At 43.9% G+C, this 8,194-nt stretch carries 12 protein-coding genes; 3 read left to right on the forward strand and 9 right to left on the reverse strand.

All coding sequences use genetic code 11. The features are described from left to right. Together CAG68_RS00410 and CAG68_RS00415 are read right to left on the reverse strand one after the other, a co-directional pair. On the reverse strand, positions 1-710 hold a 710-nt coding region (locus CAG68_RS00410), incomplete at its 3' end, for a 3-deoxy-D-manno-octulosonic acid kinase (protein ID WP_161440645.1). 11 nt (positions 711-721) lie between these two features. Further along, positions 722-1,129, reverse strand: a complete 408-nt coding sequence (locus CAG68_RS00415) for a diacylglycerol kinase (protein WP_005395798.1) — start codon at positions 1,127-1,129, stop codon at positions 722-724. Positions 1,130-1,236: 107 nt separating this feature from the next. On the opposite strand from CAG68_RS00415, the gene CAG68_RS00420 reads away from it, so the two are divergent. The 3 genes from CAG68_RS00420 to CAG68_RS00430 are packed head-to-tail and all read left to right on the forward strand — an operon-like array spanning position 1,237 to position 3,880. Continuing rightward, a complete protein-coding gene (locus CAG68_RS00420) occupies positions 1,237-2,292 on the forward strand; it encodes a glycosyltransferase family 9 protein (RefSeq protein ID WP_161440646.1) in 1,056 nt (351 codons plus the stop codon). Between the two features lie 35 nt (positions 2,293-2,327). Next, entirely contained in the window at positions 2,328-3,095 is a 768-nt protein-coding gene (locus tag CAG68_RS00425; RefSeq protein WP_047103887.1) for a glycosyltransferase family 2 protein, read from the forward strand. After that, positions 3,092-3,880 (forward strand): glycosyltransferase family 2 protein, encoded by a 789-nt coding sequence (locus CAG68_RS00430; RefSeq protein ID WP_017634986.1) that lies wholly within the window; start codon positions 3,092-3,094, stop codon positions 3,878-3,880. Before CAG68_RS00425 ends, CAG68_RS00430 begins: the two co-directional genes overlap by 4 nt. Positions 3,881-3,910: 30 nt before the next feature. Here CAG68_RS00430 and CAG68_RS00435 read toward each other — a convergent pair whose 3' ends face one another. From CAG68_RS00435 to radC, 7 genes are all read right to left on the reverse strand, one after another. After that, positions 3,911-4,846 carry a glycosyl transferase family 90 gene (locus tag CAG68_RS00435; RefSeq protein ID WP_005379412.1) on the reverse strand — a complete coding sequence of 312 codons (936 nt, stop codon included), beginning with the start codon at positions 4,844-4,846 and terminating at the stop codon, positions 3,911-3,913. Then, positions 4,833-5,315, reverse strand: a complete 483-nt coding sequence (coaD, locus tag CAG68_RS00440; RefSeq protein ID WP_005379411.1) for a pantetheine-phosphate adenylyltransferase — start codon at positions 5,313-5,315, stop codon at positions 4,833-4,835. The genes CAG68_RS00435 and coaD overlap by 14 nt, the downstream gene beginning before the upstream one ends. An 86-nt stretch (positions 5,316-5,401) precedes the next feature. Then, positions 5,402-6,211 carry a bifunctional DNA-formamidopyrimidine glycosylase/DNA-(apurinic or apyrimidinic site) lyase gene (gene mutM, locus CAG68_RS00445; RefSeq protein ID WP_042522608.1) on the reverse strand — a complete coding sequence of 270 codons (810 nt, stop codon included), beginning with the start codon at positions 6,209-6,211 and terminating at the stop codon, positions 5,402-5,404. Between the two features lie 102 nt (positions 6,212-6,313). Continuing rightward, positions 6,314-6,790, reverse strand: coding sequence for a hypothetical protein (locus CAG68_RS00450; protein WP_031777180.1), 477 nt, complete (start codon positions 6,788-6,790; stop codon positions 6,314-6,316). A 276-nt stretch (positions 6,791-7,066) separates the two neighbouring features. Further along, a complete protein-coding gene (rpmG, locus tag CAG68_RS00455; protein ID WP_004410866.1) occupies positions 7,067-7,237 on the reverse strand; it encodes a 50S ribosomal protein L33 in 171 nt (56 codons plus the stop codon). A 13-nt stretch (positions 7,238-7,250) separates the two neighbouring features. Then, positions 7,251-7,487, reverse strand: a complete 237-nt coding sequence (gene rpmB, locus CAG68_RS00460) for a 50S ribosomal protein L28 (protein WP_005384783.1) — start codon at positions 7,485-7,487, stop codon at positions 7,251-7,253. 301 nt (positions 7,488-7,788) lie between these two features. Beyond that, positions 7,789-8,194 (reverse strand): RadC family protein (gene radC, locus CAG68_RS00465; protein WP_161440647.1); only part of this gene is annotated, 406 nt, incomplete at its 5' end.

Genomic DNA, 8,194 nt, shown 5'->3' on the forward strand with positions numbered 1-8,194 from the left:
TAAGATTGAGAAGCATAACCGTCCTGAAAATGTTCAAAATCGGATTCTTGCCAAATAATCTGTCGCTTTAAACGCTCTTTATTAAATGAACGCAGAAGTCTATTTAGATTTTGATGCTTCCAGTCACCAGAAGTTTCAAAACGACACTTATCAAAATCGATAATCCATACCTTATCTTTGTCGTCGATCAAGATATTGTGGATATTCAAATCGGTATGGTTAACGCCAACCTGATGCATCTTGGCAATTTCTTTCCCTATTTTCTGATACATTTCTACCGATAAAGACTGTTCTTGCAAGATACTAACCAGATCTCTGGCGTTTGGGATTCGCTCACTTAATAAATCAGCTTGATAGAAGAGTCCTGACTTTACGGCTCTTGCTGCAATAGGACGAGGAACATGCACCCCAGCCTCAATTAGCGCCAACAAAAGCTGAAACTCTTGCGCACAACGGGTGTTATCCCAGCCAGAGAACCAATAATGATCGTTAACTAACTTCCCAAACAAACCGCCACGACGGTAATGACGTAGTGCCGCTTGCATGTTCTCTAGTTGGATAAACCATGTCGTGCCTCGTCCCGTCGCACTGCCAACCACCTTGTCGGAGGACTGCCAGTATTCCGCATCAAATATCGGTTGGCTAGGGTCTGTAATGATCTCGTCATCAAACCAGATCACTTGGTTGTTGTTTTTATACTGTCGAGTCATACGCTCACCCTCTAGCCTAAATATCGGCTGGCTAATATATACAACCAAGTAAATGCAGCGAACGCCAATGCAACCATAACGGCAGCAGAGCCTATATCTTTAGCTCGACCACTGAGTTCATGCCGTTCAATACCGATACGATCAACCACTGCCTCAATCGCTGAGTTTACAAGCTCTACAATCAAGACTAATACCACGACCCCGATCATTAAGATACGCTCAACCATGCCGACATCCACTAGCCAAGCCAAAATCACAGCAATACTCAACAGAGCCAACTCTTGTCGAATGGCAGCTTCATGCTTAAAAGCCGCTTTTAATCCTTGGATCGAATAACCCGTCGCTTTAACGATGCGCTTTAGTCCGGTGTTACCCGGCTTGCCAGATTCTTGCGATTGATGTGGTGTTGTCTTTGACATTGCAGAACACTTATCAGTACTTAGCTATATTCGAGCCGTGTATTTTACATTTATTGGGGATGTCTGCATAATTTACCTGCCTCTATTCATCGAATCAGACAATAATTATGTTCACTTCTGCCCCATCGTCACTATGCGTCTTGCGTTTGTCCGCTATCGGAGACGTTTGCAATACTATCGCCACCATTCAAGCTATTCAGAAACACTGGCCTTCGACCCAGATTACTTGGATAACGGGTAAACTTGAAGCCCAGTTATTAGCCGCCATCGATGGTGTAGAAGTGGTTGTTTTTGATAAAAAAGCGGGACTTGATGGCTACAAATCACTTTGGGGACAGCTGAAAGGCAGAGAGTTTGATGCGCTATTGCATATGCAGTACGCGATTCGAGCGAGTGTCGCAACGTTGGGCATTAAAGCAAAATACAAACTTGGTTTCTCTTCTGATAGAAGCCAGGACTTTCAAACACTATTTACCAATGTCAAAGTGCCTTCCCCGCAATCTCTGCATGTCGCAGATGGCTTAATGGCCTTTGCCCATCAAATTGGGGTACCAAAGGCAGAACTAGACTGGGTACTTTCTTATTCAGACCACGACCAAGCTTGGGCAGAGTCTCATATTTCTCGTAGTAAACCTAACCTGCTGATTGTGCCTGGTGCGAGCAAAGCTTATAAAAACTGGAACGCGGAAGGTTATGTGGATGTGATTCATCACGCCAGAGCAAAAGGCTGGAACGTGATTCTGGCAGGCAGCCCTGCTCAGGTAGAATTGGACTTGGCAGAGGCCATTCAATCTCGCTTGGAAGAACCGTGTCTAAATTTAGTTGGACAAAGTTCAATTCTGCAAATGCTTGCGTTAATAGATAAGGTTGAAATGGTCATCGCCCCCGATACCGGACCAGCACACATGGCAAATGCCATGAAAACGCCAATCATCGGGCTCTATGCACACCATAATCCGCTTCGAGTGGGACCTTACCGTTACCTAAAATACGTTGTCTCGGTTTATGAAGAAACGATCTTTGCGGAAACAGGCAAAAACAGTCACGAGTTAAGCTGGCGAACTCGCGCTAAAGATGAAACGGCAATGAACCGCATTACCAGCACTCAAGTAATGAGCATGTTCGATCAAGTCTTAGAAGATTTGTATCCTCAATACCAGTAAACTTACTGTCTTGATTTGTTAAGAAGGAAATGACCTTGTCCAAACCAACCTTAGCCGTTGCCTTAATTGTAAAAAATGAAGAGAAGCACTTACAAGCTTGTCTAGACACAGTAAAAGATTGGGTCGATGAGATTGTCCTTCTAGACTCGGGCAGCACCGATCGCACCGAAGAAATCGCCCGACAATACACAGATAAGTTTTACACCAATCTAGATTGGCCAGGTTTCGGTAAACAACGCCAACTTGCGCAGCAATACGTTACGGCAGACTACGTTTTATGGCTTGATGCAGACGAACAAGTCACTCCAGAGCTAAAAGAAAGTATCTTACACGCGGTATCAGCCAATAAGCCGAACGTTTTATACAAACTTAATCGACTAAGCTCAGCGTTTGGTAAGTTCATCTACCATTCTGGTTGGTCTCCAGACTGGATTGTGCGCTTATATCGCACCGAATATACACAATATAATGATTCGCTCGTTCATGAAAAAGTTGATGAGAAAAACTATCAAACTGAAAAACTGGATGGTCGACTGCATCACTACACTTACGAGCACCTTCATCATTACATCAATAAAACCACTGGTTACCTCAAGGCCTGGACGGATGAACGTGAAGGTAAAAAGAAAGCGGGGTTAACGACCGCTATCGTTCACGCTCTTGCGAGCTTTTTGAAGATGTATGTGCTCAAACGAGGTTTTCTTGATGGCAAACATGGCTTCATTCTAGCTTGGCTAAGCATGCACTCTACTTTTGTAAAATACATCGATCTCTACTTACGTGAACAGGCAAGAAAATCATGAAAACGACTTTAATTATCACCACTTACAACTGGAAAGAAGCATTAAAAGCGGTGTTAGAAAGCGTGAAACGTCAAACCGTTTTGCCTGACGAAGTCATTGTTGCAGATGACGGTTCTCGAGACGATACCAAAGCAATGATCGACCAACTGCGTGACGGCTTTCCAGTACCACTTATTCATAGCTGGCACGAAGATAATGGCTTTCAACTTTCAATGAGCCGCAACCGTGCGATCGCCAAAGCATCAGGTGACTACCTCATCATGATTGATGGCGACATGGTGCTGTCCCAAACGTTTATTGAATCACATAAGCAAGTCGCAAAACCAAATTGGTTTGTGCAGGGTGGACGTGTGTTAACGGATGAAAGCTGCAGCAAGGCCATCATGGAAAACGGCTTAGTGCCTTCCATTTTCAGCAAAGGCATTCGCAATCGTAAAAACTGCATCACCAACGCCTTGCTATCGAAATGGTTCTCTTACGAGCGTAATAACGATAAAGCCACTCGCGGCTGCAACATGGCGTTTTGGCGACAAGATGTCATCGAGGTGAATGGCTTCAACCAAGATTTTGTTGGATGGGGACGCGAAGACAGCGAGTTTGTTCATCGCATGTTGAATGCGGGTAAGTCACGTCTTTACCTAAAATTCGCAGGTGTAGGCTACCACTTGTACCACGTAGAAAACTCTCGTGCGTCACTCGGACAAAATGACGAGATTTTAGAAAACACCATTAAAAACAAGCTTAAACGCTGTGAGAATGGTGTTGATCAATTTCTAGAAGCTTAAGATTATAAAAAGGGGCGTTTCGCCCCTTTTTTATTGTTGCTGAGATAAAGCGAAGTACTTATCGGCAACCATCAATGAGATCAAACGCTCTTTAGGTTTATCTTTGAACTGCTCAACCCACTGGTGCGCATTTTCAATGATCGCTAATGCTTCTTGCTCATTCGCTAGGTAATAATCCATCTTTTCGGGCAAATCCGAATAGTCATCCTTCACTTCAACATAGTGGACGCCTGCCTCTAACTTACCTTCCATAAACCAAGTCTCATATTTTGGCTTTGACATAATAACCAAGGAGTTAGACGACATAGCCCACTTAAGGTTGGTGGCCACATCATTGCCTTCTATACAGAGCAAAAACTTATACTGCAGTTGCTCTTCAATACTCATAAAGCCCTTTTCCCATGGTTCCCCTTCTACCGGGCGGGTCTGGCCAATATTGCATTGCGGATGGTTGTAAAACGCATGAATCACCTTTTTACGATGCGGCTGAAAACCCACGCCGCGCCACGCTACCATGTCCTTTTTATCTTGATAGCGAACAGGATCATCAATAAATTTAAAATGACGAACTTGATTAAGTTTCAACACCACTGAATTTTGGTTGTTACCAAAAATAGGGCGGCTTTTTATAAAGCTCGGTACATTGGGGATGTGTGTAACATCGCCGTTGATGTAGTTAAACGCAAAACTGGAAGGGAAATAGCGTACAACTTGGCGAAGATCGAAAAAATACGTCCAGCCTTTCGTTTTTTTGAATGTATCGATGGTCGAGTAATTTTGTTCTCGGCTATCGACTGAAAACGGCGTTTCACACTTATTGTAATAGTTCACTCGCTCAAGACAGCGGTGCTGCTCTGCTTCGGTCAGATTCGAAAGTAAACGCTTGGCTTGTGCTCGATATACAAAGCGAGGGATAAGTATCGAGAGAGCGTTTGAGAAATAATAAGGGAACTTACTGTCTTTCATTCAGTTTTTCCCCAATCGCGATGGCTACTGGCTTGGGAACGAATTGTTCGATACTTCCGCCATGAATCGCTACTTCTCTCACGATAGTCGACGACAAAAACGCAAACTCTTCTTCAGGAGTTAAAAATACGCTCTCGATTCCTGGTAATAGCTTTCGGTACATGTTGGTCAGTCCAAACTCGTATTCAAAGTCTACCGTTGTTCGTAAACCACGAATAAGAACCTTAGCTTTCTCATCTCTCGCGAAATCCACTAATAACCCGGAGAACCCCTTTACCGTCACACCAGGTAAATGCGCTACAACGTCCTGCATCAGTGCAACGCGCTCTTCCAATGAAAACATAGTGTTCTTCGATGGGCTTGCGGCTACGCCAATCACAACCTCATCAAACATTTCGTGAGTACGTTCTATTAGATTGAGGTGACCATTAGTCACTGGATCAAAAGTGCCCGGATAAATGACTTTCATATAATTTACTAAGTTATTCGAAACTGATTGAATTATTGAGGCTCGAACGCAAGATTACAACAACTTAAGCTCGATAATAGCTCGACTTACTTCTGACACTCACTACAAAAGAAGGTATTACGTTGGCCAATCTTTAGCTCTTGAAGTCGTTCGCCACACTCTGGGCATGGCTCTCCGGGTTTTCCGTAAACCAATAACTCTTGTGCAAAGTAACCCGGCTTTCCATCGGCTTGCGCAAAATCTTTCAGAGTAGTCCCACCTTGCGTAATGGCAATCTCAAGTGTCATTTTGATATTTTCAACAAGTAACCTCCACTCTTGAGAAGTCAACTTACCTGCGGGCCTTGAAGGGTGAATTCGAGATTTAAACAACGACTCATTCGCGTAGATGTTCCCAACACCAACCACGACTTTGTTGTCCATGATGAACTGCTTGACGGCGACACGCTTATTTTTAGCTTTCTCCGCTACATATTCCGCATTGAACTCTTCAGTTAAAGGCTCAGGCCCCATGTTTGCTAGCACAGCATGTGACTCGCCAGGAGCACACCACAGCCATGCCCCAAAACGACGCGGATCGTTATAACGCAGTATTTTTCCACTGCTTAGTTTGAGATCCACATGATCGTGCTTTGCTGGCGGAAAGTCGGCATCTAGGACACGTAAAGACCCAGACATGCCCAAGTGAACAATGGCTGTACCTGTGTTTGTCTCGATCAGTAAGTATTTCGCACGACGGCTAATCGCACGGATCACCTGCCCTTCCAATTTTTTAAGCTCTGTAGGAATATCCCAGCGCAATTTAGGCGTTCGAAAAGTAAACGACTGGATCGTTTGTCCAACCATGTGGGGGCTAATCCCCATACGGCTCACTTCAACTTCTGGCAACTCAGGCATTAGATTCTCCAATTCACCGGCTAATAGTTCTCGCTGCTAGCATAATCGAAAAGAAAAACGATAAATAGGGAAGCTTATTAGGGGTATAGGCGCAAAAAGGCTCTACTCTGGCATAAGGTAGTTTTCATCGACGGAGATAGCGACCCATTTGTCTTGCCAGGTTTTAAATAGCCAAAAATCAGGTAAACGAAAGAAAGTCACCCGCTGCGGCTCTTCGAGATCCTGATACCAAACTTCTACCGTTTCAGGTACCGTCAGGTTAGGTTTTAAATGATCGTACTGTTCTGAGGTGAGCTCGGTCCCTTCCAATGATTGCCAGCGTGATACAAGTTCACTGATCGGTGCATCAACTTTGATGTTGGATTGCCATCGTCCATCATGCAGTTCAAACTCCCAGCCACTATAGTACAAAGACTCCACCGTATAGTCGGAGCGAAGTACATTTGGGTAAGGGTCTGCTTGGTCTGTTAATAGGTAAGTTTTGATCCACATCGGCGCATTTAAGATCACTATAAACGCGATAATGCCCAGAATAAGAATATTGTTCCATCGGCGGCGACGAGCCGGACTCACACGCATAACCATCTCTACTCTCTTATCGTTATGAGTAAACTACCAAAGAGTATTGAGCTTGACTAGAACAACGGTGTGCAAGTGTGTAGGGAAGTGGTAACGAAGCGGCAGAGAGCGATCAATCAAAAATTCGAGTATAGAGTCGGACCAGTAAAATAACTTCAGCAGTACTTTATAATCCGATGACGTACTGAACACTTTATCTTCAGCACTTTTATTCAGGTAATAAAAAACCCAACTCGAAAGTTGGGTTTTTCAATTCATCAAAGAGACTGAAACCAATTATTTGATTTTTGCTTCTTTGTACATAACGTGCTGGCGAACTACTGGATCAAACTTTTTGATCTCAAATTTGCCTGGCATGTTACGCTTGTTCTTATCAGTTGTGTAGAAGTGGCCTGTACCTGCAGAAGATACTAGACGGATTTTCTCACGAACGCCTTTCTTTGCCATTGCTTATTTCCTCTTAAACGTTTTCGCCACGTGCACGCATGTCTGCAAGAACAGTATCAATACCTTTCTTGTCGATGATGCGCATACCTTTAGCAGATAGACGTAGTTTAACAAAACGTTTTTCGCTCTCTACCCAGAAACGATGAGTTTGTAGGTTCGGCAGAAAACGACGCTTAGTAGCATTTCGTGCGTGTGAACGGTTGTTACCCGTTACTGGACGCTTACCAGTTACTTGGCATACTCGTGACATGAATGTCTTCTCCAAAATCGTTTCAGCTCGATATCAACCTTGGTGGCCGAACCTCTCTATCTCTCGAAAAGAAGTTAGAGGTTAAGAACCGCTATGGAAAATCCATACAAGGCTATCAAAGGTCGCGCATTATACTAACTTGATATGCATTGCTCAAGACCCGAACAGATCCTTTTTACAGGTTTTCGTGATCTTTTTTAGACAGCAGATTTTTTTAGCAGTCCAAGCTGAATTCAGTTAAAAATTTAGTGGCGTGGATGATAGCAGATTTTTAGCAACTAACAACCTAAAAAACGCACAGTTATATCCAGCCTCTTTCAGCAAAAGAGACACTTTCCCCATCTCCGATGACGAAATGGTCCAAAATACGAATATCCACCAATGCTAATGCGTCAATGAGACGCCTTGTAATCCTTCTGTCAGCTTGGCTCGGCTCAGCAACCCCTGAAGGATGATTGTGCGCCAAAATCAAAGCCGCCGCGTTATGATGCAGAGCACGCTTAACAACTTCTCTCGGATACACCGACGCTGCATCCAACGTTCCTTCAAATAAAATTTCATCTTTTATCACTCGGTGCTGGTTATCGAGAAAAAGAATATAAAAAGCCTCTCTTTGCCGATCCCTTAAAATAGAAGACAGATATAACTTAGTTTGGTCGGGGCTGGTTAAGGCATCACCACGCTTTAGCGTCTCCGCCAAGTAACGT

This window comes from Vibrio sp. V42_P2S4T144, assembly GCF_009904715.1.
GTDB classification, from domain to species: Bacteria; Pseudomonadota; Gammaproteobacteria; order Enterobacterales; family Vibrionaceae; genus Vibrio; species Vibrio alginolyticus.

Excerpts from the sequence above, each read along its gene's own strand:
- CAG68_RS00430 (WP_017634986.1), top strand. The coding sequence starts at position 3,092 with ATGAAAACGACTTTAATTATCACCACTTACAACTGGAAAGAAGCATTA.
- CAG68_RS00420 (WP_161440646.1), top strand. The coding sequence starts at position 1,237 with ATGTTCACTTCTGCCCCATCGTCACTATGCGTCTTGCGTTTGTCCGCT.
- mutM (WP_042522608.1), bottom strand. The coding sequence starts at position 6,211 with ATGCCTGAGTTGCCAGAAGTTGAAGTGAGCCGTATGGGGATTAGCCCC.
- rpmB (WP_005384783.1), bottom strand. The coding sequence starts at position 7,487 with ATGTCACGAGTATGCCAAGTAACTGGTAAGCGTCCAGTAACGGGTAAC.
- CAG68_RS00435 (WP_005379412.1), bottom strand. The coding sequence starts at position 4,846 with ATGAAAGACAGTAAGTTCCCTTATTATTTCTCAAACGCTCTCTCGATA.
- CAG68_RS00450 (WP_031777180.1), bottom strand. The coding sequence starts at position 6,790 with ATGCGTGTGAGTCCGGCTCGTCGCCGCCGATGGAACAATATTCTTATT.
- CAG68_RS00415 (WP_005395798.1), bottom strand. The coding sequence starts at position 1,129 with ATGTCAAAGACAACACCACATCAATCGCAAGAATCTGGCAAGCCGGGT.
- rpmG (WP_004410866.1), bottom strand. The coding sequence starts at position 7,237 with ATGGCAAAGAAAGGCGTTCGTGAGAAAATCCGTCTAGTATCTTCTGCA.
- coaD (WP_005379411.1), bottom strand. The coding sequence starts at position 5,315 with ATGAAAGTCATTTATCCGGGCACTTTTGATCCAGTGACTAATGGTCAC.